The following is a 26707-nucleotide window of genomic DNA, read 5'->3' as shown; positions in this document are numbered from 1 at the left end:
GGCTTCGGGCCGTGCGCGGCTTTGCCGCCTGTTCCGATCGGGTTCGCATCGCATGTCGCATCTTCGTCATTATGAAGAAAGGTCCGTCGTGTCGAATCGTGAATCCAGCGAAGTGAATACGCCGCGCCCTGCGCGCAAAGTCAAGCCGAAGAAGCTGCGGCTCGACGACCTGCTTGTCGAACTGGGTTATTTCGACGATCGCGGCCAGGCGCTGCGCGCCGTGCTGGCTCACGAAGTCCGCGTCGATGATGTGTATCCCACGAGCGCGGCCGTGATGGTGCGCGAGAACGCCGATGTGTTCGTGCGCAACAGGCGTGCGTTCGTCAGCCGCGGCGGACATAAACTGCAAGGTGCTCTGGACGCCTTCAAACAAAACGTCGAAGGCGCGCGCTGCATCGACATCGGCAGCTCGACGGGCGGTTTCACCGACTGCCTTTTGCAGGCGGGGGCGCTCAGCGTGGCGTGCGTCGACGTGAACTACGGACAGCTTGCATGGAAGCTGCGCGAGGACCCGCGCGTTGCGGTGTTCGAGCGCACCAATATCAAAACCGCTTCGCCCGAGGAATTAGGCGCGCCGTTCGACGTCTTGGTGGCCGATCTTTCATTCATCGGACTGGCGGGTCTGGCGCCGGTATTCGCGGCGTTGTGTGCGCAGGGCAGCGTGGTGCTCGCGCTGATCAAGCCCCAGTTCGAAAGCGCCCATGACGAAACAGATCGCGGAATCGTGCGCGACGAAGCCGTTAGATTGCGCGTGGTCGAAGAGGTGAAAGAGGCTTTTTCCGCTGCCGGATTCGCAATCGAAGGCGTGGTCGAAAGCCCGATCACGGGTGCTCAGGGCAATGTCGAATATCTGGTGAAGGCCGTCTATCAAGCATAACGGCCTTCACCAGAACTATACAACGTATAGAAGAACATCATACCTGGTAGAATGGTTTTGAGTCATACGCGAATTGAAGTCGAAGGAGGACGCTATGGCCGCCGAGCAAGGCAAGGGAAAGCCGCCTGCGAAACGTAAGCGTGGCACGCTGTCGAAGCAGCAGGTGGTCGCCGCGGCCTTCGCGCTCGTCGACGCCGAAGGGCCCGAGGCGTGCTCGATGCGTGCGCTGGGCGCCAAGCTCGGCGTGACCGCCATGGCGGTCTACGGTTACGTTCCGTCCCGCGAAGCGCTGCTCAACGAAGTGGTCGCCCGCTTCCTCGAAAGCGCCGATACGCGTGCATTGCGCGGCGAGCCGTGGGAGGAAACGTTGCTGCGCACGATGCGCTCGCTGCGGCACGCATGCGTGCGCCGTCCGCATTTCGCGCGTCTGCTCAACGATCCGTGCATTTCAGAAGGGCTCGAGCCGTACATGATGCGCCTGCGCGCGATTTATTTGGAGCAGGGCATGCCCGAAGAGATAGCCGTTCAAATGCTGAGCATCGCCGACGCGTTTTTCGCCGGCTTCTGCTTGCGTTCGCTTCAGCGCGTCGAGCGCGAGAAGGAGAAAGAGGAACGCAAAGAACGCGAGAAGCCGACCAAGCGCGGAGTGGCGCCGACGCCGGTTTCGGGCGCGGGCGACAACGCGCGCTTCGCCACCGAGTCGCGCGTGCCCGGCATGCTTACGGGCAGGCGCGTCGTTTCGACGCGCATCGTCGCGCCTAACGACCGTTGGAAACGTTCGGTGCGAGCGGGTTATTCCGAGCGCTCTTTCGAAAACGGCCTCTTCGTTATCATCGAAGGCATCCGCGCGGGCGCCGCGCCCGATCCTTGCCAGTGGCGCACTCCTTCTGAATAGCGTTTCCCCTCCGCGTATCCGACGCCCCCCGGAGCCGTGCGTCTGTCGGATCGCCTTGCTTCGCTACGGGTTGCCGACGGCATTCTTTCACGAAGGAAACGATTGCTTCGCGCCGTCATGCTCGCGTTTCTCCCTCGTTACACTGGCGATAGGGAAGAGAGAGAAAGGGGAAGCGATGGCTGAACCGTATTACCGTATGTCCGCGCAGCAGGTGCTTGACAAATTCGACACCTCGGCGGACGGCCTTTCGAGCGAGCAGGCCCGCACGCGTCTCGAGGCGCACGGGCCCAACAAGCTTGCCGAAGGGAAGAAGAAAAGCGTCCTTATGGTGTTCCTTGAGCAGTTCAAGGATCTGCTGGTCGTCATTTTGATCATCGCGGCGGGCATTTCCATGCTGACGGGGGATGCGGAAAGCACGCTTGTCATCATCGCCGTGCTGATTTTGAACGCGGTGCTCGGTACCGTTCAGTACATGAAGGCGGAAAAATCGCTCGACGCGCTCAAGAACATGTCGGCTCCTGTGGCGAAGGTGCTGCGCGACGGCGCACGCGAGGAGGTCGCAGGTCCCGACGTGGTGCCGGGCGATCTGGTCTTCCTCGAAGCGGGCGACATGGTGGTCGCCGACGGCCGCCTGGTGGAATGCTATTCGCTCAAAGTGAACGAAAGCTCGTTGACGGGCGAATCGGAAGCCGTCGAGAAGGGCGCCGAGGCCTTGTCCGGCGATTCCGTCGCTCTGGGCGACCAGAAGAATATGGCGTTTTCGGGATCGCTCGTCACATATGGCCGCGGCCTCATGGTGGTCACGGGCACGGGCATGCAGACCGAAATCGGCCATATCGCCCGCCTTATGAATCAGACGCAGCAGCGCAAGACGCCGCTTCAGCAGAACCTCGACGATTTCTCCAAGAAGCTCGCCGTGGCGGTTCTGGCCGTGTGCGTGCTCGTGTTCGCGCTGTCCATCTTCCGCAGCCATATGCCCGTGATGGATTCGCTGCTTTTCGCCGTGGCTCTGGCCGTCGCCGCCATCCCCGAAGCGCTTAGCTCGATCGTCACCATAGTGCTTGCCATGGGAACGCAGAAGATGGCCAAGGAAAACGCCATCATCAAAGACCTCAAGGCCGTCGAGAGCCTGGGCTCGGTGCGCGTGATCTGCTCTGATAAGACGGGCACGCTGACGCAGAACAAGATGACGGTGGTCAAGGCCTGGTTCGATGGCAAGGAGGTCGAAGCCGCCGACGCTTCGACGAGCGACCCGGTCGCCTTGCGTCTGATGCGCGCGGGCCTTCTGGCAAGCGACGCCACCACCGACGAAGAGACCGGCGCCGCGGTGGGAGATCCCACCGAAATCGCGCTGGTCGATTGGGGCGACGCGCACGGTTTGCGCGAAGAGGATGCCCGCGCCGCCTACGAGCGCCTGGGCGAGCTCGCGTTCGATTCCGACCGCAAGCTCATGAGCACGGTGCACGAAGTGGACGGATCGCTTCTCATGCTGACCAAGGGCGCCCCTGACGTGCTGCTCGCTCGTTGCGTGCGTATGATGACGGCCGACGGCGACGTCGAGATGACCGACGAGATGCGCAAGCGCATCGCCCGGGCCAACGACGACTTTTCGCGCCAGGGCCTGCGCGTCTTGGCGTTCGCGAATCGTTCCGTCGATTCCGTCGATGTGACTTTCGACGATGAACGCGACTTCACGTTCGTCGGTCTGACCGCCATGGTGGACCCGCCGCGCCTGGAAAGCGCCCAGGCCGTGGCCGACGCCAAGCGCGGCGGCATCCGCACCGTCATGATCACGGGCGACCACAAGGTCACGGCGGCCGCGATCGGCCGTAGCGTCGGCATCTTCGAAGACGGCGACATTGCGCTCGAAGGCACCGAGCTCGACGCCATGACCGACGAGCAGCTCGACGAAATCCTGCCTAAGGTGTCGGTGTATGCACGCGTGTCTCCCGAGCATAAAATCCGCATCGTGTCGGCATGGCAGCGCCGTGGCTGCATCGTTTCCATGACGGGCGACGGCGTGAACGACGCTCCTGCGCTCAAGCGCGCCGACGTTGGCGTGGCCATGGGCATCACGGGCACCGAGGTCAGCAAGGACGCGGCCTCCATGGTGCTTGCCGACGACAATTTCGCCACCATCGTGAAGGCCGTGGTGAACGGCCGTAGCATCTACGCGAACATCAAGAGCTCGATTCATTTCCTGCTGTCGGGCAACATGGCGGGCATCATGGCTGTGCTGTTCGCGTCGCTCATGGCGCTGCCCGTGCCGTTCGCGCCGGTGCACCTGCTGTTCATCAATCTGTTGACCGACAGCCTTCCCGCGATTGCGCTCGGACTCGAACCCGCGCGCAAGGGCCTGCTCGACCAGAAGCCGCGCGACCCCAAGGCATCGATCCTCGACGCACCGCTCGCGCGCAAGGTCGTCTGGCACGGCGCTCTGATCGCGACGGCGTCTATGGCGGCGTTCTTCCTGGGTCTCAACGCCGGCGGCGCGGCCCCCGCGTCCACCATGGCGTTCGCGACGCTCGCGCTGGCACGCCTGTTCCACGGCTTCAATTGCCGTGGCGAAGAGTCCATCTTCAAGCTGGGCCTGTTCACCAATAAATGGGTCCCGCTGGCATGGCTGGGCGGGTTCGTCCTGCTGGCGCTGGTTCTGTTCGTCCCGTTCCTGCAGAGCGCGTTCTCGGTCGCTTCGCTGACGGGCATGCAGTTCGTCCAGATCATCGGCCTGGCGTTCGCTCCTACCGCGATCGTGCAGATCGGCCGCCTGATCAAGGGGGCGTTGGCGAAGTAGGGTTTCACGTGCGAGGCGATGCCAATCGCGTGAGGCAATATCGACAATGAGACAAGGGGTTTACGGCCTGTCTCGCCGGAAGGCGGGGCGGGTCGTATTCGTTTTGCGCGAGTGCTTTCCTCCTGCCTTCGTTCCCGCCTACTTTCTTCCAAAGCCATCCCCGCCATTCTCGAAATACCGAATCTTGTCGTGAAAATCGACAAGATTTGTAATTTCTTGCCGTTTCAAACGACAAGATTTATAATTTTCTTGTCGCGCGAATCGACAAGAAATGGAAGGGGGAATCGTGGTTTCGCAGTTTCATTCCGTCATCGTCGACAAACTTTCCGAGTTCTACGATCAAGGAATCCCCGATGTTTTTGAGAGGGATGTTTCTCTCGGCGAAATCAAGAAGCCGGCCCGATCGAATCTCGTTCAGGTTGTCGTGGGGGTTCGTCGTTGTGGCAAGACATACCGTCTTTATCAGGAAATGCACCGCATCCTTGAATCGGGGTACGATCTCGAATCAGTTCTTTACTTCAACTTCGATGACGAGCGTTTGAAGCCCTACGATTCTTCGGTGCTCGATGACGTGGTGGAGACGTACTATTCGATGCATCCATCCTCGAAAACCGAGGGTGCGTTCTTCTTTTTCGACGAGATACAAGAAATCCCCGATTGGGGAGCGTTCATGCGGCGTATGGTGGATACGCAGGTGGCGACGATATATGTCACGGGTTCGTCTTCGAAGATGCTCTCTCTCGATGTGGCTACCGAGTTTCGGGGACGTGCCTTATCGCGGGAAATGTTTCCGATGGGCTTTTCCGAATACGTCCGATTCCACGGCCACCACGTTGCCGATGATGTGCTTTCGGGCGAGAAGGAGGCGTCAAGCGCCGAGCGCGCCCGCTTGAAAAAGGCGTACTGGTCGTATCTCGATGACGGCGGATTCATTGCGGCCCAAGATCTTGGTCGCGCCGATGCGACACAGCTTATGCAGGAATATGCCAACAGAACGGTTAATTACGACATCATTGAACGCTACGGCATTGGAAACCCGTTTGCGGCATCGCTTTTTCTTTCGCGATGCATGGCAACGTCGGGACGTGAACTGTCCGTTAACAAAATCCATAACGAGTTTCGCAGCCGCGGGATCGCGATAGGAAGGGAATCCCTTTCACGGTTGTTGGGGTATTACGAGGAAGCGTACCTGCTTTTCTCGGTTAAGAACTATTCGACCGCGCTTGCCGATAATGCGCGATCGGCGGCGAAGGTCTATGCCGCCGACCCCGCCCTGTTCGGTGCGTTTTCGCCTTCGTCTGCGATTGATGTCGGGCAGAAGCTCGAAACGGCGGTTTTCAATCGTTTGAGGCGTGTGTCGTCATCGATGCGTCCTGGAGCCATTTCCCGCTACCTTTTCGAGGACGCGGGAAAAAGGCACGAGATCGATTTTGTGGTGGGGGATGCGCTGCTGCTCGAACCTCTTCGCCTTGTTCAGGTTTCCGTGTCGCTGGATGATCCGAAAACGCGCAAGCGCGAGCTGGCTGCTCTTGAGGCGGGCATGAGAAAGCTTCAAGCCCAGGATGCGGTTATCGTGACGGCCGATGAGGAGGCTGAAATCGAAACGTCCGAGGGCGTTGTCAGGGTTGTTCCCGCATGGAAGTGGCTCTTGGGCTAGGTCGTATTCGTCTGCTCGTTGTGGCACAATGGCTCTCTATAGAAGACCATTTTGCTTTTTCTTTTTGCGATAGTTGAGAAAATGCACGTGTCGACCAGGCTGCTTGGGCTGCGCCGGTCGAGTGCGTCGGGTTCGACGAGGGGAGAGACTATGGACATGCCTGAGGAGCGTTTGACAGAAAATCTTCTTGCTCGTTTGCGCGCTGCGGCAAGTCCGCAGGAATATCTCGATGCCGATGTCACGATAGACAGGACGCTTAAGTCCTACCTCGACGACCTTCTTGCTCAAAAGAATGCGAAGCGCGCCGCTGTGATTCGCGTAGCGGGCGTTCATCCGACGGTTGCCTACGACATCTTTTCGGGCAAATGCACCCATCCCGGCCGCGATAAGCTGATCATGATTGCGTTCGGCCTTGACTGCACGCTGGTTGAAACGCAGCGTATGTTGCGCTTGGCGGGCGTTTCCGAGCTATGGGCGAAGGTGCGCCGCGATGCCGTCATCATCTGGTGCATCGACCACGGTATGACGCGTACGGCTTGTGACGACGAACTGTGGAACTTCGGCGAAAAGACGCTTTTAGGTACAGGGCCGCTGCGCCGATAAGGCGCTTGTCGTTCTCGTGAGCGCCGCAGCTCTTTCGTGAGTGCCAAATTGGGCGCCTTCGCGCTCGAAAAATTCAGTTGCGCACTGATGAAGCGCTTTCGCGCACTGTCTAGAATTTCAACCCGCGTTCGTTTGAATGCGCCTTACGCACTTTGTCGAACGCATGAGAAAAGGTGATTGCATACTTATGCCGCGGGCGAGGATAGCCGGATTGAATGAAGAACAGGTCATGCATGCGTTGGGCATCGACGATGCCTACCATGTCGAACGCACGCTTGCCGAAGGCCGCACGGGCGTGACGCAGCGTGTGACCATCGACGGTTCCGGTCCGTTCGTGCGCAAGAAGATTCCCTCGTCGTTGGCGAATCGTGCCGTGTGGGCCGCACTCGCCGATTGCGACTCTCCTCGGTTGCCGCAGGTCGTGGCAACGTATGAAATGCCCGATTGCTTTGTTGCGGTGTACGACTATGTTCCGGGCGACACGCTTGAGCATGCTGTGACTGTGCGCGGCCGTTTGACGGTCGCCGAATCGGTGCGAATCGTGCAGGACATATGCGACGCCGCCTCCGATCTCCATGAGCATGGAATCGTCCATTGCGACATCGCCCCGTCGAACATCGTCATTGCGGCCGACGGCGCGCATCTCATTGATTTCGGCATCGCCCAGCCTATAGGCGCTCAGGCATCGGGCGGCGCTGCGGGGCTTGGCACGTGGGGGTTTGCAGCACCCGAGCAGTACGGGTTTTCTTCGGTGGATGCACGCAGCGATATATATTCGATAACGCAGATGCTGGGATACGCGCTTACTGGCGTGCTGCCCGATCCCGGCAACAATGCTTTCGCGGAGGCTCTTGCTGATTCGGCGATTGTGCCGCCTGCTCTTGCCGAGGTGATACGGTGCGGAAGCGCCTTCGAGCCGAGCGCGCGGTATCAATCGGCTGCGGACCTTTCTCGTGCGATTGCGGCGGTATGCGGGGGTTTGGATGTTTCGGCGCATGATGCGCAGGAGCCCTGCCCGGCAAACCATTCCGCCGGCGCAGAAGCCTGGCAGCGCGACGAATCGCTGCGGCGGGAGGCATACGAATCAGCACAGGCATGCTGCGCGGTTCAAGAAGAAACGCAGCGGCGCGAAAGCCGCGTTAATGCCGCGCTCAAGATAGGATTCCTTTCTATAGCGATTGTTTCCGCCATCGCGGGCATTGTCCTGTTGACTATGGGCAGTCTCACCTATTTTTCGAAGAGTTACCAGGGATTTCTTGCAGGGATGGGGCAGGACAAGGGGGATGCTGCGGTAAGCGATGGCGTTTTATCGGATGACGAAAAGCAAGATATCGCCTCCGATGCCGCACTGACGGGGGTCTTGGAGGGCTTCAACGCGGCGAAGGATTCGTGGTCTTCAGGATTTGCCTCGAAAGATGAGGTTGATGCTGCTTTCGAGGCTCTGGCGCTCGAGGATTCGGGCTGGTGGGTGGCCCCGTCGGGATACGTGCATTATGCATTCGTCTTGAGCAGCGCCGAAGACGGGCTCAAGGTTGAATTCCCCACGGTGAAAATCATCGGTCGAGATGCTTCGGGTGGGATCCTGTTTTCCCACGAGCAAGTTCTCAATGTTATCGAGCCAGGTCAAACGGTTCGCTTCGGTTCGCAAGCGGGCAATGGCACACCGCCCGATTCCGTTGAGTTCGTGATTGCTCGGCCAGAGGATTACGCTGTATCGAAAAACGTCGAGGAGCCTCCGGTGCTCGAAGTGGGCAATGTGTCGGCGGTGCCGGACGGTTTCGGTGGGCTTGATTTCACGGGCGAGGTGGCATATCTCAAAGGATCGTGGCCTGTTACGTCGTCGAATAAAATTGCCGTCACGATTATTTTGCGAAATGATGCAGGTGACATCGTTTATGGCGCGACGGATCATGCCGATCGTCCTGCCGAAGGGGCTTCGAGCGCGTTTCATGTCATGGCTGGCGAAGTGCCCGAACATGTGACTGTGGAAGCATACGCACAGCCATGGTAACGAAACCGGCATGGTGAAGAGGCCGGCATGCGGGAGTCCGCATGCCGGTTTTTTATGCTTGAACATAGTTGCGCGCAGCGGATTTGCCCCGTGCAGGTGCGTCAGGCGCCAGCGATCCGCTTTTTCGCGTTTTCTTTCTTCCAATAATTCAGTTGGCGACTGAGGAAATCGTTCGTCGCCCTGTTGATAATTGTGTTCGATTTGTTCGCACGTAAAGAACGGAGGAGCGCATGAACGCGAAGATGGCGGTTGTGTTGCTTGCGGTAGGTTTGGCTGTCTCTCTTTCGGCCTGCTCGGATGGTAATACTGGGACCGATGCAGGTGTCGTTGATGAGCCATCTATCGTCGCCGAGAAAAAGGGGCCTGCCAAAGACGAGGTGAAGGCGGAAGAAATCGCATGGACGGTCGATAATGCCGTGGTCGACGGAAAGCGACGCGTTGCCATTCAATATGAGAATAAAAGCGCCTATACGATAGCCAATCTTCGAATCGATTTCGCTGTTAAACAGGATTTGAGCGAGGAAGAACTTCAGACTGCCTTCTCGGGTATGCAGTCGGAAATAAACACTGACCCTGCGGGTAATGCAAAGAAAAACGGCATGTGGGGCGAGGTGTCTGTCCCTGTGCTTTCTGGCGAGTCTTCTGTTCCAGGACCGCTTGAGGTAGGTGCGATTTACATTAACGACATGGCGCAATTCGAGGCGGTCGAACCTGATTTGATGAGAATCGCCTTTTTGACCGACGATGGAAAGATGTACGAGGAAACGTATGATTTCAAAAACGATTCGTACAGCCTGAACTCGAAGGTTGTCGACACGACCGAATGGGGAAGCGAAGAGCCAGCGACGATGTCGCCTAAGGCCGATGGCATGATTGTTGTCGATATCGACGATACCGCCGAGAGGTTTTTCTTCGATGCCATTGACGTCGACCAGGAAGAATTCGATGCGTATGTCGACGCCTGTAAGGAGATGGGTTTTACAGCCGAACCTGCGGAAACGGACCAGACATACTATGCCGACCATGTCGACGGAGGTTTCCATGTCGACTGTTTCTATTATCCTGGGCTGCAGCAACTTACGGTTTATCTTGACCGTCTATAGCTGCGATGCGATGCCGGCATGGCAAAGGGGCTAGAAATCGATAAGGTCGCTCACTTTGACGTCGAGCGCGCGGGCTATTTTGCAGAGGATATCGATGCCGATGTCGGCCGAGCCTGACTCTATCTTCCAGAGATAAGACCGGCTTGTCCCTGTCATCATGGCAAACTGGCGCTGCGAAATGCCCTGCCGTTCTCTGGCAGCTTTGATTGCCATTCCAAGGCTTTTCTTTTCGCGGGCGTTGTCCATCCGCCCAGTTTATGTGTGTTATCGTTTATGGCGGCTCTCCATGGAGAGCCGCCATTCGTTTACAGCCATGTGCGAAAAGCTGTGAAAACGCCAATTCCAACGATGACTCTTTGGAGGCTTTCGGAGTTTGCCGCGCAGCAAAAGCCCTGTGATTCGGGAAGGTTGAAAAGGCTGATTGTCATGAAAAAAATGGAGGAAGGCGTTCTTCTTATTCTTGGTGATGGCGGTATGCTCCGCATCTGTCTCGACGGCGTTTGCCGATGAGACGAGCGGCTTGGACGGTCGGGTTTCGGGGTGGTACATGGGCGAGGAGGTTAATGCCGGGCATGATACGGGCTTTTCCGAAGACAACGAAATTACAAGCGAAGACCCCCACTTCGGCTGGTCGCTTGGGCGATTTTATGTGACGGGCTATACGAGCAAGACGGGAGGCGATGACGTGCCCGTGTTTCTGAAAAACACGGGTGACAAGGTTGCCCTATGGTTCGAACTCGAGCAGAATATCGACTCCCTAAATGGAATCGAGGGGCTTTCTATATCGCGTGATGAAAATGGATTCGACCAGCGCTTTCAGGTGGGGAAAACGGATTTCGGACGAGGAACGCTGATTGTTCGCCATACTGACCACCGAAACGCCGCGAGCGATCCCATCATTTACACCAATTACCTTGAAGCGAATGCGCAAGAGGGGGAAGGTGTCCAGATTGAGCTGTTCGAGGAGGGCGATTACGAAGTCGCTCTCGATTACGAGATCAAACAAAACAACAAGCTCCTCTTCGTTCCGACTCCCGCTTCATATAACGATTACAGAATAAGTTTTGAATTCAAGGTTCGAAACGGCAACAGCATGGCCTATCTGTTCGATACGGAGACGGGAGGGGAACTCTTCGATAGGGCGGTTGCTCCTCACGGATTCCGTATTGACACGGCAGGTTCGCATTATCTTGATATTGCTGTCAAACGTGAGGTCATGAACGACGAGGGAAGCGGCCTGACCGAGGTCAGGCTTAATTCCGTTGCAGGCGATGGATCTGAATTCGTCGACGAGGGGGTGTATACGGTCACCGTCAAAAACCCCAACACGGGAGAGAGCACGGAGAAGCGCATTTACGTTGGCGAAGACAGGATTCTCAAGGCTGTTGTCGTCAACGCGGTTTCTGTCGAAGAGGTATTGGCGCAGATTGGGCAAGGGGCCGAGGTGACTGAAGATGGCACGCTGATTCTTGCTGCCGAAACGGTTCCTGATTCGTCCATCGATCCTGCTGAATCGAATAAAGAGGAAGCAAACGGAGAGGCTTCTACTGGATTTCCTATCCCATGGGTTGCGATTGCGGCTTTGCTGCTGGCGATATTGGTGGTTGCGGTATTCGCCATCGCAAGAATGAAGCGGAAGAAGATCCATGGAGAGGCGCCGTCTGGCATCGAGGGTCAAATCTCCGTTCGTTCGTTGCCGGAAGCCGGCGAAGGCCTTTTGGGCGATGACGGAGAGGGGGCGGACCGATGAGAAGGCTCCTCAGCGTTTTCCTGGCTATTTCTCTAATAGCGGTATGCCTTCCCGGATGTGGCGTCGAAGAGGATGGCGCGGGTGGCGGCGATTTCATCGAAGAGCAGCCTGCATCCTTCGACAATCTGAGCGATCCAGGGTTGCCGCGCTATATCCAGGACAAAGTATATGGGCAGTTGGTTGAGGCGGTCGGCGAGGACTATTTTGTCGAAAACGTCGAGGCGGTGTATTGGTCGCAGGAATACATTGACGACCTCATTTACAACTCTCAGGCGAATGTGTACTTCGGGTATACGCTTGATGAGATAGAAGCCGCCTACCAGGGTGGCAGGTATGTGTTCACCCTAGGCGAGAACGGCGAGACGGTCGTGCATCCGTTCGAGGCGTACGAAGATGTGCTTGGCCAGATCATAGAAGATGTTTCCGTGGGCTCGGGCGTCATTTTGCTCTGCGTTACCGTGTCGGCCGTTACTGGCGGTATGGGATTGCCTGCGGCAAGCATGATATTTGCGGTATCGGCGAAAACAGGAACCGTAGCGGCGCTTTCGTCCGCCGCCCTAGGTGGAATAGCTGCGGGCGCTTTTTCAGCCTTGGAAAAAGGAGACATCGACGAGGCGATAAAAGACGCTTCCCTTGCTGCAGGCGAGGGCTTTAAGTGGGGCGCCGTAAGCGGCGCGATCGCGGGTGGTGCCGGGGAGGCCATCGCCCTGAAAGACGCCGCCAAGGCAACCACCGTATTGAAGGGTCCCGCCTCGAATGGTCTGTCCATGAACCAGGTCGCCCAGATTCAAAAGGAGTCGGAGTATCCGCTGGATGTCATAAAGCTTTTCGGCAGCATGGAGCAATACGAAATTTGTAAAAACGCGGGACTTGTCCCCAAGATGGTCAACGGCAAGACGGCGCTGGTCAGGGATATAGACCTGAAATTCAAAGACGAATTCGGTCGCACGAATTTGCAACGTATGAAAGAAGGGTTGGCCGCAATCGACCCCAAAACCGGAAGGTCATATGAATTGCACCATGCGGGGCAAAAACAGGATTCCACATTAGCCATTCTCACCCCAGAAGAGCATCGTTTGGGCGGGAATCATAAAATTTGGCACTCTTTCGACGAGTCCGATGTCGACCACGGGTCGGAATGGACCAAGCAACGAAAAGAGTTTTGGATGGCGATGGCCGAAATGCTGGGATAAAGGAAGGTCGAAATGGGTGGATTTGTCGAAGCGATAAAGGAAATGCCTGGTTTTTACGGCCTTAAGGGCGTTTCTGAGCGGTCGATTTATGAGGCAGAAGACGCTTTGGGACTCTCTTTTTCGAGCGACTATAAGGAATATTTGGCGCATGTAGGAATGTGCAGCGTCAACGGACATGAAATTGCAGGATTGGGAGCATCCGAGAGGCTGGACGTCGTTGCAATGACGAAAGAGGAAAGGCCGAATGCCCCTTTCGTCCCTGATGGCTGGTACGCAATAGAACGCTTGGGTATTGACGGCGTTGTTGCCTGGCAGAATGCCGCGGGCGAAGTTTTCTTAAGCGTGCCTTCGGGCTGCGAGCCGAAAAAAGCCGCCGACTCGCTTCTCGAGTATCTCAAAAGCTAGATCTCAAGGCCGCCGACTTTGTCGGACGAAGGCTTTTGACACGCAATGATCTGCTTGCATCGGTGTTGCATGTGGCGGCTTGAATGATATGCATGAGAAAGGGGAATTCGATGGTTGAAGAGAAAACGGGCGAAGCGGACGATGTCGTTTGCATGGATGGCGAAGACCTTGCGTCTCGTTCGGCGTCGGAAGAGAGCTCCGATGAGGCGGCGGCTGAGAAATTTGCATATGAGCTTGTTCGTCGTGCAATTTCCTTGACGGGTGTCAAAGTCGAGCGCGAGAAGTTCTTCCGTAACGAGCTTGCGAAATATAGTTCGGATGTGGACGTCGAACGGGCGATAGCGTCGACGCCGATTGCTGCAGGCATGACGCCTGAACAGGTGGACAAAGCCGCACGTGCCGTAATCGATTTTGAAACGAAGAAATGCTCCGCCATCTCTTTCGCGGCGGGTATTCCCGGAGGCTTTGCTCTTGCCGGCACCGTTCCTGCTGATTTGGCCCAATACTTCGCTCATGTTTTGCGCGTTGAACAGAAGCTCGCGTATCTTTATGGCTGGCAGACGTTTCTTGACGACAATGACGAAATCGACGACGAGACCATTCTTGAGCTTGTGATTTTGATGGGCGTCATGCTTGGTGTCGGGGCGGCCGTCACGAACCTCACGCGTTTCGCGGCGGAGATTGCGATGCCTCATGTTGTTAAGACGATCGAGCGCAAAGCTCTCACGAAGACTGCTTGGTATCCCTTGATGAAAAAGATTCTCGGTGCTGTGGGAGTGCAAGTAACGAAGAGCACGTTTGCGAAAACGGCTGGGAAAGTCGTTCCCGTCATAGGCGGAGTGGTGTCGGGAGGAATGACGTACGCATCGTTTAAGCCGAGTGCCGAGCGCCTTCGTGTGCATTTGCGTGCGCTTCCTGTGTCGGGCATTGCCGTGGATGCCGAGGACGCGGGCAAAGACGTGGTTTCGGATGCCCTTCTTAAGGCGTCTGAAGGTGTGGGGCATGCGGCCACAGCAGCGACTGACGCTGCGAAGCAGGCGGGAGCTGCCGCCGCCGAAGGCGCGAAAGAGGTGGGTGCGGTTGCGGCTGACGGTGCGCAAAAAATCGGTGCAGCTGCTTCTGAGGCGGCGAGCTTTGTCGGCAAGACGGCTTCCCAAGCCACTCATGCGGCTGCTGGTTTTCTCGGGTCGTTGCGGAAGAAAAAATAGGTCGATATAGAACGCAAATGCTTGCTACTGCGTCCTTTGCGCTTCGAATTCGCGCCATCGTCGAAGCTTGTTTTACGCGCTTCCCTCCGTTTTCTTTTTACAAGAGGAAAGCGGAGGGTGCGGCGCTTTCGATGGGTATCTCAATCGAAGATTGCCTGCATGATTGCAAGTTGTTTTCCTGGCGGGTTGTATGGCCATGCGGAACCGTTCGGATTGGACCGTTGGGGGCTTGTAAGACTTGCGCGGTCGGTTTCGGATAGACTGTGCCGTACGTTCGAAAGTCGTGAAAGGCATCTCGCATGAAAACTCTCGGCAATATCATTTGGATTCTGCTCGGCGGCATTTGGACCGCGCTGTGGTGGTTGCTCGTCGGCTGCCTTTTCTACATCACCATCGTCGGCATTCCGCTGGGCCGCCAGGCGTTCAAGATGGCAAGCCTCACCCTTGCGCCCTTCGGCAAAACCGTCGAATACGGCGGCGGGTTTCCGTCGCTGGTGGCAAATATCTTCTGGCTGATCTTCGCGGGGGTTCCCATGGCAATCGCCTATGTGTTCGCGGGCATCGCCTGCTGCATCACCATCATCGCCATTCCGTTCGGCCTGCAAAGCTTCAAAATGGCGAAGCTTTCGCTGTTGCCGTTCGGCGCCGTGGTGGGCTAGGGCGCAATGTCGGGCGTTCGGTCGGAAAAGGGGAGCGGCTTCATGTTCAATCATGGCAAGGGCTTCGAGCTTCGGTCCGCGCTGCAAGCACGCGGCCCCGGTTCGCGTCTGCGCAGCGCCGCTCCCTATTTCATCAAGGCGTTTTTGCTGGTTGCCTTTCTGACGCTTGTCGGGAAATGCGCTGCATTCTTACCGCCGCTCGCCGTCCCGTTCGTGCTTCTTCTGTATGCGATCGTCGCAGCGATCGGCGCGCTGTATTACGTGGTCATCAGGCGCGTTCGTAAGCAGGACATGTTCAACAAGGGCGGAGACCTCTCGAAGCTCAACAGAAAATGGAAAATCTGGTTTTTCGGTCTGTTCTGCTTCGCTCTGTTTTCGGGGCTCGTCTTCGTTTTGGGCGCGCCTCGCTGGGATGATTTTGTCTGGGTTTTGATCTGGTTCGCCGTTCCGCTTTACTATGTCGTGTTTCTTGCCGCCGACCGCTATGCAAAGCAGCAGTTCCGCTTTCCATATCACAAAGCGAAGGCGATGAAATGGAGCTGCGGCATTGCACTGGTGGTGCTTTGCCTGGCGTATGCCCTGCTGTCCGTGCAGGCTTCCGTCGATGGGCAGTTTCTCGCGCTTGACGCGCTTCGCAACCCGTATCGGCCCTTCGAGGGTTCGCCTTCTGCGCTGCTTTGCGAGGTGGACAAGCTCTCGGCGCTCATGAACAACCTGACCAATTACGGCTTGAGCCAGATCGCGGCAACGTCGTTTTTCGCGGCCTTCATCGTGAAGTTCGCCCTTGCCGTCTCCGTCTTTCTGGGCATGGTGAGCCAGTTCGGCTTCTGCGTATTGACCTGGGACGAGGTGAAAAGCGAATTTCAGCTGCTTCCCTCCAGGGACGGCGACGGAGCCGTGGTCTTCAAGGGAGGCCGGGGCGAACGCGGGGGTTCGGTCGGTGGCGATGAGCGGGCTTACGTTGCTGGTTGGGATGATGACGGCAATCGGGTTCGCGCTGTTGGTCAGAGGGAATGCTGCGATTTCGATGCCGAAGGCGAACGGGTTCGCGTTGCCGGCCCGGTCGACGGTGGCGATTTGGCCCGCGTCATCGGCCAGGGTGACCGCACGGTTTCGGGCAATGACGTCGGGTGTGCCCTCGGCGCCCAGCCTTTCATTGCGGGATACTTTCTGATCGTGGGCGTGGTGTGGCTGGCGCTTTCCGGTGGCTTTTTATGGCTGGATGCCCAAACTTCCAAGATAAGGGCCACGAGAGAATACACCGCCGCCGACGCCTTCGTCGCAAAGCATACCGACGAGATAATCGCCTTTCTGGAAGGCGGGTTCGAAGACTACCTGGAAGACAAGGCGATCGGCGAAGAGTATCGGCATAAGTTCGACGAGCTGATCGCAACCAGGGAAGAAACACTCGATCCCTTGATCGATGCGTACTACGACCAATGCATAACTCACGTGGATTCCTATCTCAATTGGCGCAAGGGGCTTTTCGGCGGAATCGCCGGGCATCTGGGCGGCTTCGGGGGAGGCCGCGCGGTGGAAAGCTTCAAATCGAAGGTTGCGGGGCAGGTCGATGCGACGCAGCTCGAAAGCGCGTACGCGCAATATGTCGATTCCCTCATGCAGCTGAGGTCGGAATACTGGATCAAGAGAAACGATGGCGGGATCGACATGCCGATCGATTCTTCTATTCTTGAGGACATGGCGCGCAAGAAAAGCGAGCTCAAACTTTGGCGCGCCCTTGACGACGGGGGAGAATCCGTTCGCAGCGTTTTGCTCGGCGCCGATGGAAGCGTCGACGATGAGACGCGCAAGGCCATGCTCGTCGACTTCATCGACCAGGCGCGAAGCGGCACGTTCGCATCGCTCGATGAGTTCGAGCGATTCTGTCAGGGCGAGCTCGGCGGTTCTGCCGAATAGGGGGCGGCGAGGGGCGGTTTGCGTTTAATCCGCCGTCCCTTCGCGTGTCTTTCATCCTGCTCGTGCGTTCGGCCCGAGTTCGTTTCGCATATTCGGCTCGGGTTCGTCGCGCGTTTTGCTCTTTTCGTCCGCAGACGCGCGGGCACGCTAATTTTTCCTTGCATTGTGCGCGTTCAATCGTATAATGGCGAAGTTTCTATATTTCACATGCTTGCGCGACCTTCTCACCGCGAGTGGCCACCGAAAAAGGCTGCGGGAGGGGGGATGACCGCAGGCAGAGGTTTAACGAATGGAGATTGCAATGGCGAAAGTCAGCATCAAGAGCCTGCTCGACGCGGGCGCACACTTCGGTCATCAGACCCGTCGCTGGAACCCCAAGATGAAGCCGTACATCTTCGGCAACCGCGGCGACATCTACATCATTGATCTCAAGAAGACCCTGATCGGTCTCGACCAGTCCTACACCTTCGTTGAGAACGTCGCCAAGAAGGGCGGCACCGTGCTCTTCGTCGGCACCAAGAAGCAGGCTCAGGAAGCCATCGCTGCCCAGGCCGACCGCTGCGGCATGCCCTACGTGAACGCTCGCTGGCTCGGCGGCATGCTGACCAACTTCGTCACCATCCGTTCCCGTGTTGCCCGCATGGAAGAGCTCGAGGCCATGGAGGCTGACGGCCGCATGGACGTTCTGCCCAAGAAGGAGCAGGTCCTGCTGAAGAAGGAGCTCGCCAAGCTGCAGACCAACCTCAACGGCATCCGCAACATGAAGACCGTCCCCGACGCCATCTTCGTCGTCGACACCAACCGCGAGCAGCTCGCCATCCACGAGGCCAAGCGTCTCGGCATTCCCGTGGTCGGCACCCTCGACACCAACTGCGATCCCGATGATGTCGAGTTCGGCATTCCCGCCAACGACGATGCCATCCGTTCCGTCGACCTGCTCTGCACCTTCGTTGCCGATGCTGTGATCGCCGCTACCGGCGCTCCTGCCATCGAAGAGGAAATGGTTGCTCAGGCCGAGGCCGCCGAGGCCGAGGCTCCTGCCGCCGAATAAATACGTTATATAAGTACGACGGCCCTTCGCCGCAAAGGCGTTCGAAGGGCCGTCGTTCGAATGGAAGGAATTTCCCCATGGCTAACATTACCGCTGCTATGGTCAAAGAGCTCCGCGAGATGACCGGTGCTGGCATGATGGAGTGCAAGAAGGCCCTGGTCGAGGCTGAGGGCGATATGGACAAGGCCGTCGACGTCCTTCGTACCCGCGGTCTTGCCGCCGTCGCCAAGAAGGCCGGTCGCGCCACCAACGAGGGTACCGTCATGGCCCTCGTCTCCGAGGACGGCACCACCGGCGCCCTCGTCGAGCTCAACTGCGAGACCGACTTCGTCGGCATGAACGAGAAGTTCAAGGCTTACGCCGAGAAGATCGCCCGTGCCGCCGTGGCCGCTAAGCCTGCCGACATGGATGCCCTGAAGGCTGCCGAGGTCGACGGCGAGACCGTCGAGGCCGTCGTCACCGACTGCATTCACGTGATGGGCGAGAATACGCAGCTCGCTCGCTTCGCCGTCGTCGAGGCCGGCGCCGTTTCTTCCTACATCCACATGGGCGGCAAAATCGGCGTTCTGGTTTCCTTCGACGTCGAGGGCATCGACATCGCTTCCGATGAGTTCGCTCACTACGGCCGCGACGTTGCCATGCAGGTTGCCGCTGTCGCTCCGATCGCCGCTAACCGCGAGCAGGTCGATCCTGCCGTCGTCGAGCACGAGATGAGCATCTACAAGGCTCAGGCCGCCGAGTCCGGCAAGCCCGAGGCTATCCAGGAAAAGATGGCCACCGGCCGTCTGGAGAAGTTCTTCAAGGAGCAGTGCCTCACCGAGCAGGCTTTCGTGAAGAATCCCGACCAGACCATCAATCAGTACACCGATGAGGTTGCCAAGAAGCTGGGCGGTTCCATCAAGGTCGTCGACTTCAAGCGCTTCGCTCTGGGCGAGTAAAGAAGAGTTTCCGAACTTTTGAATCGGTCTGAAACGCCGGCGAAAATCGCCGGCGTTTTTTGCTCTTGTAGGCCTCTTTCCGAATCGACCATTTCCAGCGAGCTTTGCTTTTCTCGGGTGCTATGGTTTTATGAAAGGGTTGGAGCGCAAGGGTTCAACCCTTTCGTATTTTTTGGGAGAATGCAGGGGTGCATTCGCTATTCGAGCCGCTTTCGAGCGGCTTTTTATAGAAAAGGGGATCGAAATCATGGCGAAAGAGATGATCGTCGTCGAAGGCGGCACGCCGCTTGCTGGAGAAGTCCGCGTTTCCGGCGCGAAGAATTCCGCTCTCAAGCTCATCGCCGCGTCTATCCTCGGCGCCGGCGAGAGCGTTATTCACAACGTTCCGCTTATTTCCGATATCACCGTCATGTCCAAAGTGCTCGAGACTCTCGGCGCCCGCGTGCAGCGCGAAGATCATACGCTCGTGATCGACACGGCGAACGTGGATACGTGGGAAACTCCCTACGAGCTGGTTTCTAAGATGCGCGCCTCCATTTCGGTGCTCGGTCCGCTCGTGGCCCGCTTCGGCCGTGCTCGCGTGGCCATGCCCGGCGGGTGCAATCTCGGCGCCCGTAAAATCGATATGCATATGGTGGGCATGGAGGCCCTTGGCGTGCATTTCGAAACCGACCACGGCTATATCGAGGCAAGTACGCCTAACGGCCTGCACGGTGCCTACGTCGCGCTCGATTTTCCGAGCGTCGGCGCCACCGAGAACACTATGATGTGCGCGGTTACTGCCGAAGGCGAGACTATTATCGAAAACGCAGCACGCGAGCCTGAAATCGAGGATCTGGCGGATATGCTCAACGCCATGGGCGCGCGCGTTAGCGGTGCCGGATCTCCTACCATCGTGGTAGAAGGCGTTTCTGCATCCGATTTGCATCCGTGCGTACATACCACGGTGGGCGATCGTATCGAGGCGGGCACGTTTTTGGTGGGCGGCGCCATGACGGGCGGTCCCGTCACGGTGCGCGGCATCGAACCCGGCTTCTTGCGTATGGCGCTCATGAAACTTCATGCCATGGGCTGCGCTGTCGATTTCGGTAGCGATTGGATTACCGTTTCCAGGAAAGGCCCCCTTCAGGCGATCGATATCCAGACGCTCCCTCATCCTGGATTCCCCACTGATCTTCAGGCCCAGTTCATGCTGCTGGCTGCCGTTGCGCAAGGCAACTCGGTCATTACCGAGAACGTGTTCGAGAATCGCTTCATGTTCGCCGATGAAATCGGTCGTATGGGAGCCAGCGTGACCATCGAGGATCATCACGCCATCGTGGAAGGCGTGTCTTCGCTGCAGGGAACCGATGTCAAGGCAACCGATCTTCGCTGCGGCGCGGCGCTGGTTCTTGCGGGCGTCTACGCCGAAGGCACTACGCGTGTGCATAAGGTCCATCATATCGACCGCGGCTACGAAGACTACGTCGGCAAGCTTTCGTCTCTCGGCGCGCATCTTCATCGCGAGCCCGATGAAGATATCGATTGGTAGTTCGGGGCGGCGAATATGGTTACACGTCGACCGAGCAGCGCTCAATACAAGAAGACATCGCGCCAGATGCGTCGTGCGACGCTCGGCACTCACGTCGCGCGTATTCCGAGTCCGATCGCATCGCGCAGAGAGCAGGCCAACCCACGGCGTACCCGCAATGTCGAGCGTGGCGAAATCCATCAGGTCTTGCCCAATACGTCCACGCGAGAAAGCAGGCGCGATTATACGAATCGCATGAGCCAGCAGGCTTTTATCGAGCGTGCGGTGGCGTCGAGTCGCCGTCGCAAAATCGCGGTTGCCGTCGTGCTTGCCGTCGTGGCCCTTGCCGTCGCCTCTGCTGCCGCCTGGTTCGTTTTTATCGGCGGCGTCAACGACAGGCTTCGAATCCAGGATCCCGCGCTTTCGTCGGTTCTGGCGGATGCTCCTGCCGACGGCCCCGTCTATACGGTGCTTGCCGCGTCGTATGACGACGGCGATGGCGGGTCGGGTCCCGATGTGGCATTGTTGGTGCGCACCGATTCCACGACCGCGTCCGCTTCGGCGGTCGTGATTCCCGGCAACGCTCGCGTGAAGCTGTCAGACGGCAGCACCCATCGCCTGGGCGAAGCCCAGACGCTCGGCGGCGATGCCGAGGTGGTTTCAGCTATCGAGGACCTTTCGGGCGTTCAGGTTTCTCATTACGTTAAAACCGATGCAAGAGGATTCGTCTCGTTGGTCGATTCGGTCGGCGGGGTCGAGGTCGACCTGTCCGAGCCGGTGAGCGACCCGGATGCGGGTACGATGACTCTTCCTTCGGGTTTCCAGACCCTTACGGGCGAGCAGGCTTTGTTCTTGTGTCGCGCCAACGATTTCGCTGCATCTCCCGAGATGCAGCGCGGCTTGAACGAATCGCAGGTCGCGCAGGCTTTGTTCAAGAAATTCGTGGGCATGGATAAGCTGTCGTTCTATACGGGCATGGACGGTTTCTCCGATTGCGTGAAAACCGATATGGATATCAAGTCCGCTTATGCGATGGTATCGTCGTTGCGCGACATCGTGGCCGAGTCGGTCATGACGGGAGTCATGCCCACGTATCTCTCCAAGGTCGGTGATGCGGTGTACCAAGAGCCCATCTCCGATGAATGGGAGGCCATGATGGAACGTTTCATGGCGGGCGAGGTTCCTCAGCAGGATAAGGAGTCGATCATCGAATCCGTCGATCCCGCATCGTTCACCATCACGGTGAATAACGGCGGTAGCGTTGAGGGCGCCGCGGCTGATGCGGCTTCGATTCTCGAGGGTGCGGGCTTCACGGTGGATTCCGTGGGCAATGCGAATCAGGCCGTTTATGAAAGTACGCTCGTCGTGTATCAGAAGTCGGAAAACGAGGCCAAGGCCGAGGCCATCGTGGCGACGCTCGGAACGGGTCGCGCCGTGCTCGACGCCGTCAACTATTCGTTCGAGACCGATATTCTGGTCGTCGTGGGCAAAGATTGGCAGGCTGTTTTGGACGCACGCGAGAAGACCGCCGTAACGAACACAACGAATGCTTCGTAGCGAAGGCGATAGCGACGCCGGGCCGCGCTTATGCGGCCCGACGTTTTCATGGAGGAAAGGACATCGATGCTTAACGATATTTATCAGATGCTCGATCCGGTGGCGCTGGTTATAGGACCGTTCCAGGTGCGCTGGTATGGGCTTGCGTATGTGGCGGGTTTCATCTGCGCCGCCGTCGTGCTGCTCGATCTTTCGCGTCGCTGGCGCGTTCGGGTGGGCGAGGACGCGTTTTTCACGATCGTCATCTGCGTCGTGATCGGCGTCATCTTGGGGGGAAGGCTCGGCTACGTGCTTTTCTACGGTGATGGCTATTATCTGCAGCACCCCGATCAGATCCTCGCCTTCAATAAAGGAGGCATGAGTTTCCATGGCGGCTTGATCGGCGTTCTTCTGGGCGGCTTCGTCGCATCGAAGATCACCCATATTCCTTTTCTCACGCTGGCCGATATGGGCGCGGTGGGCGGCGCGATCGGCTTGTTCTTCGGCCGCTGTGCGAATTTCGTCAACGGCGAGCTGTGGGGTGCGCCGACCGATTTGCCGTGGGGCGTGGTGTTCGGCGGAGCTGCGGGGTCGATGCCGCGTCATCCGTCGCAGCTTTATGAGGCCATCCTCGAGGGCGTCGTGATCTTCTGCGTGCTCTTCGCACTGTCCCGCAAGACGCCGCCGCGTCCGCGCGGTACCTTCATCGGATTGTTTCTCACCATGTATGGAACGTTCCGCTTTTTAGTGGAGTTCATCCGCGAACCCGACGCCCAGCTGGGCTATCTTTGGGGCGATTGGCTGACCATGGGGCAGCTTCTTTCGGTTCCTTTGATAATCGCAGGTGTGGTTTTGCTGATTTATGCGGTTACAATGAAGCTGCCTCAAGAGGGGCTTCCTGATATGTCACAAAAGAAGTAACATATCAGGTGTAAACAAGATTGCTTTATTAAGGGGGCAACAACATGGATATCAAGTTCTTCAAGTGCGAGCACTGCGGCAACATCGTCATCAAGGTCGTCGACGCCGGCGTTCCCGTGATGTGCTGCGGCGAGAAGATGGTCGAGCTTGTCGCCGGCTCCGTCGACGCCGCCGTCGAGAAGCATGTTCCCGTCGTCGAGGTCGAGGGCGCCAACGTCCGCGTCAAGGTCGGCGAGGTCGAGCATCCCATGACCGAGGAGCACCTCATTCAGTTCGTCGTCCTGGTCACCGAGAAGGGCTATCAGGTCGCTCAGCTCACCGCCGAAAACGAGCCGAAGGCCGAGTTCGTTCTTGCCGAGGGCGACGCCGCCGTCAAGGTGTACGAGTACTGCAACCTGCACGGCCTGTGGGTCAACGAGCTCTAAGTCGCATTATTTCGCGCCGCTCGCAAGGGCGGCGCGTTTCGTATCGTCTCCCGAATGTGTCGCGCCTGTCGTCATACGGCGCGCCGAATCGGGATACAATTCCAACGATTCGTATTCTTTGATCGAAAAGGAGTATCGATATGGCTATCGATAAAGCACAGGTCAGCCGCGTTCTCGATCTGATCCGTCCCAGCCTCCAGGCTGACGGTGGCGACGTCGCCCTGGTCGACGTGCAGGAAGACGGCGTCGTGGTGGTTGAGCTTCAGGGTGCCTGCAAGGGCTGCCCCATGAGTCAGATGACCCTCGCCAACGGTGTCGAGCGCATCCTCAAGGAGCATGTCCCGGGCGTCACCAAGGTCGTCCCCGCGTAAGTGGGCATAGCTCGAATGAACGTTGCGTCCCATCGGCTTGCCGACGAGACGTCGAACCCCTCCGCTTTGCAGTTTCGTATATCTGCGCGGAGGGGTTTTCTTTTTCGAGCCTTCATATGCGTTTGCTTCAATTACGAACAAATGTTTGAAAATAGCGTTATCGAAGCCGCCTGTGCGCTATAATGGACTTCCGATACGAAGGAGGCCGTTCAAGTGTTGACCGTTTTGTTTCCCAATAGCGCACAAGCGCTTGCTTTCAGACGTCGTCATGCGGCGTCGGGCGACCCGTACGCGTTCGCCACGACCGTTTCGTCCGTGAGCGCGTGGGTGGCGGACGCTTGGTCGCTTGAAGGGGACGGCAGAAGAATCGCGTCGAGCGCGCAGCGAATCATGGCTCTCTACGTCGCGCTCGAGTCGTGCGCGTGTCTTGATCTTCCGCGCTCGCTCGGTATGGCGCGTCTTTTGGCCCGTCTTGCCGACGAAGCGCTTGGGTCCGACGAATTCGAAGAAGCCCTGAACGGTGATCGAAAGGTCGCCGAGCGTTTCGAGCCGCTCGTGGAGGCGTTGCGCCGATACGAAGAGGTACTTGCCGATGCGTCGCTTGTCGACGCCGGTCGCGCGTGTCGCCTCATGGCAGGCTGCATCGCGGGAACAAAGGACGCCGACGAGGCGATCGTCTACGATGTCGTTCTGACGGCGGCGCAGCGTAAGCTCGCCGATGCGCGCTTCACTCGTGTTGATTCGCGTTCATCGTTCGACGGACGTATCACCAAGCCGAAAGAAAGCGTCGAGCTTCGATTCGCGTTTCCTTCGGGAAGGTATGCCGAGCCGTTCCTTCTCGTCGATGCCATCGTCCGCTATGCAGGTAAAGGCAGCGTTCTTCTGACGGCGCGCGACCCGTTCGCGCTGTACGAATCGCTGGCAGACACGCTCGAGCGCGAGGGAATCGAATGCGCCGTCAGCGCGCGTCGGCCTTTCCGCGATACCCATTTCGGTCGCGCGTATTTCGCGGCGCATGCCATCGTGCACGGCTCCGAGGCCGACAAAGAATCCTGCGCTGATTTCCTGCTCAATCCGTTTTCGGGTTTGAGCAGCGCCGATGCGTACGATTTCGACGTGTGGCTTCGTTCCGATAGGCTCATGACCCGCGAGGCGTGCCTTGAGAAAATGCGCAGTAGGTCTCGTGCGTTCGAGTATTTCGAAGAACTGGTCGATTCGGTCGACGCCGACGCTTTGCTCGGATACTTCGAGGACAGGGCGCGTTCGTTCGGCGGCGACGAATCGGTCGTTTCCGAGCAGCTTGCCGCCATCGCCGCCCTGCGCGACGCCATGGCGGCGGCTCGATGCGTGGGAGCCGACTCTTGCGCGGTCGTCGAGGCAGTAAACGCTCAGCGCGTCGACGCATCGCGCGCCACTTCGTCCGCCGTGCCACAGGTCTTGATCGTGGACGCCCGCCGCATCGAGGCGGCGGGAGATCGCGTATGGAACACCGTGATCATGTGCGATATGGATAACGTTTCCTTCCCGGTCAAAAACGCCGACGACGCTGCAACCGCGTTTGCGGCCGACCTCGGGGTCGCACGTCCTCGCTATGCGCTTGACGACCTGCGCCGCGCCTTCGCTTCCGCGGTCGAAAAAGCGCAGGATGCCTTGGTAATCGAGCGCCGCCTGAACGATGATTCCGCCGGTCCCACGTATCCTGCGGCCACGGTGGAAGAGTTCGTCGACTGCTTCCGCGCCGACCCCACCGATTCCAGCGAGGTCGACAATCGCTATACGCTGCCTCCGTGCCTGATGGAGGGGATTTTGGAGCGCGGCGAAGAGCAGCTGCAGGCGAATGCGTCGTTACGCGCCAAGGGGCCAGAGTGCGCCGCATGCGTCGATGCGCCCACTATCGCGCGCATCGTATCCGACGCTGCGAAGAAGGCGATCATGTTGCCGCGCGTCGGCAAGGGCGGAATAGTCGTGGACGAGCCCTGCTTTTCGGCGTCGCAGATCGAAAGCTATCTCGAATGCCCTCAGAAGTGGTTCGCTTTGCGCCGTCTTCGTCTCGACGATATCGAAGAGGGCTTCGGCGCCGTCGAGATGGGTGATTTTTCTCACGGCGTGCTCGAGGAGTTCTATCGTCGCTTTCAAGAAAACGTGACGCCGAAGGTCGACGAATCGACGCTTGCGCGGGCGCAGGCGGTTATGGACGACGTCATTCAAGAGCAGCGCGCATCGCAGTTCGAACGAAAGCCGTCGAGTAACAGGCTCGTGCCCGTTTCCGTGTACGAAGAGCGCGAGGTCGACGAGTTGTGCGATAGGCTCAGGCGCTTCCTCGACCGCGAGGCGTGCTTGCTGCCCGATTTCAAGCCGTACGCGTTCGAATACGAAATTCCCGTGCACGAGGCATTCGATTATGCGGGCTGTAAGCTTGTCGGCAAAATCGACCGCATTGACGTCGACGCGCGCGGCCGCGCCGTGATCATGGACTACAAAAGCTCGCTTTCGGCCGATTACGATCTGTACGAGCCTGAAAGCAAGGGCTCGGCCATGAAGCAGGGAAAGGTGCAGACCCTCATATATGCGCAGGCGGTACGACGCCTTTTAGGATTTGAAGTGGTCGGCGCGTTATATGTCGGCTACGGCAGAACCCCGAAGATATCGGGCGCGTTGAGCTGTGATATCGAACCCGCGCATGCCCCGGGGCTTCGCGCCGAAACATGCGTGTACCGCGGCGATTTCGGCCCGCATTTCCACGACTTGCTCGATGCCACCGAATCGCGCATCGCCGAGGCGTTGCAGCGTCTTATGGCGGGCATGATCGCCCCGCTTCCGCTCGCCTCCGCGGCGTGTTCGTATTGTCCTGAGATTTCTTGTCCGCAAAGAAGGGGATAGCTC

Annotated in this window: 23 protein-coding genes; 21 read left to right on the top strand and 2 right to left on the bottom strand. The window is 58.3% G+C overall.

Annotated elements, in window-relative coordinates:
- Positions 1 to 88: 88 nt before the first annotated feature.
- The 7 genes from Q6E04_RS01265 to Q6E04_RS01235 all read left to right on the top strand — a co-directional run bounded on the left by Q6E04_RS01265 (position 89) and on the right by Q6E04_RS01235 (position 9940).
- Entirely contained in the window at positions 89 to 877 is a 789-nt protein-coding gene (locus tag Q6E04_RS01265) for a TlyA family RNA methyltransferase (protein ID WP_303249021.1), read from the top strand.
- 94 nt (positions 878 to 971) lie between these two features.
- The gene (locus Q6E04_RS01260; protein ID WP_303249020.1) at positions 972 to 1772 is read left to right on the top strand and encodes a TetR/AcrR family transcriptional regulator; all 801 of its coding nucleotides are present in this window, start codon (positions 972 to 974) and stop codon (positions 1770 to 1772) included.
- Positions 1773 to 1947: 175 nt separating this feature from the next.
- The gene (locus Q6E04_RS01255) at positions 1948 to 4566 is read left to right on the top strand and encodes a cation-translocating P-type ATPase (protein WP_303249019.1); all 2619 of its coding nucleotides are present in this window, start codon (positions 1948 to 1950) and stop codon (positions 4564 to 4566) included.
- A gap of 286 nt (positions 4567 to 4852) precedes the next feature.
- Positions 4853 to 6223 (top strand): ATP-binding protein, encoded by a 1371-nt coding sequence (locus Q6E04_RS01250; RefSeq protein ID WP_303249018.1) that lies wholly within the window; start codon positions 4853 to 4855, stop codon positions 6221 to 6223.
- Between the two features lie 150 nt (positions 6224 to 6373).
- The gene (locus Q6E04_RS01245; RefSeq protein ID WP_303249017.1) at positions 6374 to 6826 is read left to right on the top strand and encodes an XRE family transcriptional regulator; all 453 of its coding nucleotides are present in this window, start codon (positions 6374 to 6376) and stop codon (positions 6824 to 6826) included.
- A 136-nt stretch (positions 6827 to 6962) separates the two neighbouring features.
- Positions 6963 to 8837 carry a serine/threonine-protein kinase gene (locus tag Q6E04_RS01240; RefSeq protein WP_368656393.1) on the top strand — a complete coding sequence of 625 codons (1875 nt, stop codon included), beginning with the start codon at positions 6963 to 6965 and terminating at the stop codon, positions 8835 to 8837.
- Between the two features lie 230 nt (positions 8838 to 9067).
- On the top strand, positions 9068 to 9940 hold the full coding sequence (locus Q6E04_RS01235) for a DUF6591 domain-containing protein (protein ID WP_303249016.1): 873 nt from the start codon (positions 9068 to 9070) through the stop codon (positions 9938 to 9940).
- Between the two features lie 30 nt (positions 9941 to 9970).
- Here Q6E04_RS01235 and Q6E04_RS01230 read toward each other — a convergent pair whose 3' ends face one another.
- Entirely contained in the window at positions 9971 to 10153 is a 183-nt protein-coding gene (locus Q6E04_RS01230; protein ID WP_303249015.1) for a helix-turn-helix domain-containing protein, read from the bottom strand.
- Between the two features lie 334 nt (positions 10154 to 10487).
- On the opposite strand from Q6E04_RS01230, the gene Q6E04_RS01225 reads away from it, so the two are divergent.
- Genes Q6E04_RS01225 through Q6E04_RS01215 form a run of 3 tightly spaced genes read left to right on the top strand, consistent with a single transcriptional unit; the run spans position 10488 to position 13288 of the window.
- The gene (locus Q6E04_RS01225; RefSeq protein WP_303249014.1) at positions 10488 to 11690 is read left to right on the top strand and encodes a hypothetical protein; all 1203 of its coding nucleotides are present in this window, start codon (positions 10488 to 10490) and stop codon (positions 11688 to 11690) included.
- Positions 11687 to 12883 (top strand): HNH/ENDO VII family nuclease, encoded by a 1197-nt coding sequence (locus Q6E04_RS01220; RefSeq protein WP_303249013.1) that lies wholly within the window; start codon positions 11687 to 11689, stop codon positions 12881 to 12883. The genes Q6E04_RS01225 and Q6E04_RS01220 overlap by 4 nt, the downstream gene beginning before the upstream one ends.
- Positions 12884 to 12895: 12 nt before the next feature.
- Positions 12896 to 13288, top strand: a complete 393-nt coding sequence (locus Q6E04_RS01215) for an SMI1/KNR4 family protein (RefSeq protein WP_303249012.1) — start codon at positions 12896 to 12898, stop codon at positions 13286 to 13288.
- Here Q6E04_RS01215 and Q6E04_RS01210 read toward each other — a convergent pair.
- On the bottom strand, positions 13285 to 13803 hold the full coding sequence (locus tag Q6E04_RS01210) for a hypothetical protein (RefSeq protein WP_303249011.1): 519 nt from the start codon (positions 13801 to 13803) through the stop codon (positions 13285 to 13287). The two genes, Q6E04_RS01215 and Q6E04_RS01210, sit on opposite strands and share 4 nt — an antisense overlap.
- On the opposite strand from Q6E04_RS01210, the gene Q6E04_RS01205 reads away from it, so the two are divergent.
- From Q6E04_RS01205 to Q6E04_RS01155, 11 genes are all read left to right on the top strand, one after another.
- Positions 13783 to 14496 carry a hypothetical protein gene (locus Q6E04_RS01205; protein WP_303249010.1) on the top strand — a complete coding sequence of 238 codons (714 nt, stop codon included), beginning with the start codon at positions 13783 to 13785 and terminating at the stop codon, positions 14494 to 14496. The two genes, Q6E04_RS01210 and Q6E04_RS01205, sit on opposite strands and share 21 nt — an antisense overlap.
- A gap of 299 nt (positions 14497 to 14795) precedes the next feature.
- Positions 14796 to 15155 carry a YccF domain-containing protein gene (locus Q6E04_RS01200; protein WP_303249009.1) on the top strand — a complete coding sequence of 120 codons (360 nt, stop codon included), beginning with the start codon at positions 14796 to 14798 and terminating at the stop codon, positions 15153 to 15155.
- A gap of 42 nt (positions 15156 to 15197) precedes the next feature.
- The gene (locus tag Q6E04_RS01195; protein ID WP_303249008.1) at positions 15198 to 17072 is read left to right on the top strand and encodes a hypothetical protein; all 1875 of its coding nucleotides are present in this window, start codon (positions 15198 to 15200) and stop codon (positions 17070 to 17072) included.
- A 301-nt stretch (positions 17073 to 17373) separates the two neighbouring features.
- Entirely contained in the window at positions 17374 to 18123 is a 750-nt protein-coding gene (gene rpsB, locus Q6E04_RS01190; protein ID WP_303249007.1) for a 30S ribosomal protein S2, read from the top strand.
- A 77-nt stretch (positions 18124 to 18200) separates the two neighbouring features.
- A complete protein-coding gene (tsf, locus tag Q6E04_RS01185; RefSeq protein WP_303249006.1) occupies positions 18201 to 19061 on the top strand; it encodes a translation elongation factor Ts in 861 nt (286 codons plus the stop codon).
- A 247-nt stretch (positions 19062 to 19308) separates the two neighbouring features.
- Complete coding sequence (gene murA / locus Q6E04_RS01180; RefSeq protein WP_303249005.1) at positions 19309 to 20592, top strand: UDP-N-acetylglucosamine 1-carboxyvinyltransferase; 1284 nt, start codon at positions 19309 to 19311, stop codon at positions 20590 to 20592.
- Positions 20593 to 20826: 234 nt separating this feature from the next.
- Complete coding sequence (locus tag Q6E04_RS01175) at positions 20827 to 22128, top strand: LCP family protein (protein ID WP_303249004.1); 1302 nt, start codon at positions 20827 to 20829, stop codon at positions 22126 to 22128.
- Positions 22129 to 22194: 66 nt separating this feature from the next.
- Positions 22195 to 23028: a prolipoprotein diacylglyceryl transferase gene (lgt, locus tag Q6E04_RS01170; protein WP_303249003.1), complete on the top strand. Its 834-nt coding sequence runs from the start codon at positions 22195 to 22197 to the stop codon at positions 23026 to 23028.
- Between the two features lie 44 nt (positions 23029 to 23072).
- Positions 23073 to 23453: a desulfoferrodoxin family protein gene (locus tag Q6E04_RS01165; RefSeq protein WP_303249002.1), complete on the top strand. Its 381-nt coding sequence runs from the start codon at positions 23073 to 23075 to the stop codon at positions 23451 to 23453.
- Between the two features lie 140 nt (positions 23454 to 23593).
- On the top strand, positions 23594 to 23824 hold the full coding sequence (locus Q6E04_RS01160) for a NifU family protein (RefSeq protein WP_303249001.1): 231 nt from the start codon (positions 23594 to 23596) through the stop codon (positions 23822 to 23824).
- Positions 23825 to 24214: 390 nt separating this feature from the next.
- Complete coding sequence (locus tag Q6E04_RS01155) at positions 24215 to 26704, top strand: PD-(D/E)XK nuclease family protein (protein WP_303249000.1); 2490 nt, start codon at positions 24215 to 24217, stop codon at positions 26702 to 26704.
- The last annotated feature ends 3 nt before the right edge of the window (positions 26705 to 26707 follow it).

The sequence above is a fragment of the uncultured Slackia sp. genome (genome assembly GCF_959608125.1).
Lineage (GTDB): Bacteria > Actinomycetota > Coriobacteriia > Coriobacteriales > Eggerthellaceae > Slackia.
This window is presented reverse-complemented; position numbering and strand designations above follow the sequence as displayed.